Genomic DNA, 1,202 nt, shown 5'->3' with positions numbered 1-1,202 from the left:
TTCGTCTCTTTTCCCCGCCATGGCATCATCAATCCACGGTGAAATGAATAAAGCGATGCGATGGATATTTTACTTGTTGACGATCACGCAATAGTGAGAGAAGGCTTTTCTACGCTGTTAACTTCGGTACTTGATGATGCTGTTGTCACCAATGCTAAAAATGCACAGCAAGCTACAAATGCACTTCGTGCCAACCATTTCGACCTCATTATTTTAGACATCAATTTAGGGACCACCAGTGGGCTCACGCTAGCTGAATATATAATCCAGCGCTGGGAAGACGCAAAAGTACTAATGTTTAGTATGTTCGACGATATTTCTATTATCGATAGAGCAATGAAGCTTGGCGCTATGGGATATGTAAGCAAACAAAGTGAACCAGATGTACTTATAAGCGCAGTGACCTCTATCGTTAAGGGCCGACGTTATTTGGAACACACTACTGCAATTGAGCTTGCCACATTCAACCTGTCCCATTCTGGAGGCAACCTGACAGATCTGACACAAAGAGAGTTAGATATATTCCTTGGCATAGCGAACGGTCAATGTCGAAAACAGGTTTCCGAAAGTCTCAATATTTCTGAAAAAACGGTTTCAAACGTTATCACCCAGCTCAAGCGAAAACTGGATCTACAGACAAACGCCGAATTCGTGCACCTTGCCATAAAGCAGGGCTACATAAAAATTGCTAGTTAAACAACCCTCAGTAAGAAATGTCGGGAAAACTTCCCTCTACTTTCGTCTACTACATACACCTCTTTGGTACTGATTTTTTCTTTATATTAATATATTTCATTTAAATCAGAGCATTAGCACTTTCACTTTTAAAAAATGTGAGGGAAAGTTTCCCGCCTTCTGAAGGACAGATTCCGTTTATTGGGGCCTTCACTTAGTTACATACTGTTAACACAATATCAAGGTAACAGTGGAAACAAAACTATGGCAAATTTCTATTCAAAGGCTTCATTGGCCTTAAGCGTAATTATTGGTTTAGGTACAAGTTCTCATTTATATGCAAGCGATGGCGTGACATGGGCAGATATTGAAAATGATGCTAAGACGCCAGAAAACGTATTAATGTATGGTATGGGCCCCGAGGCGCAGCGGTATAGTGGGCTAGATCAAATTAACAAAGAAAACGTACACATGCTATCGCCGGCTTGGGTAATGAGTTTTGGTGACGAAAAGCAGCGGGGGCAAGA

Annotated in this window: 1 protein-coding gene and 1 pseudogene; both read left to right on the top strand. The window is 41.3% G+C overall.

What is annotated here, in order from left to right; translation table 11 throughout:
• The first annotated feature begins 60 nt into the window (after positions 1 to 60).
• On the top strand, positions 61 to 696 hold the full coding sequence (locus KL866_RS03555) for a response regulator transcription factor (RefSeq protein WP_025254475.1): 636 nt from the start codon (positions 61 to 63) through the stop codon (positions 694 to 696).
• A gap of 243 nt (positions 697 to 939) precedes the next feature.
• Positions 940 to 1,202: pseudogene (locus KL866_RS03550) on the top strand (PQQ-dependent dehydrogenase, methanol/ethanol family); the annotation flags it as partial.

This window comes from Alteromonas sp. ALT199 (assembly GCF_018619335.1).
Classification (GTDB): domain Bacteria; phylum Pseudomonadota; class Gammaproteobacteria; order Enterobacterales; family Alteromonadaceae; genus Alteromonas.
This window is presented reverse-complemented; position numbering and strand designations above follow the sequence as displayed.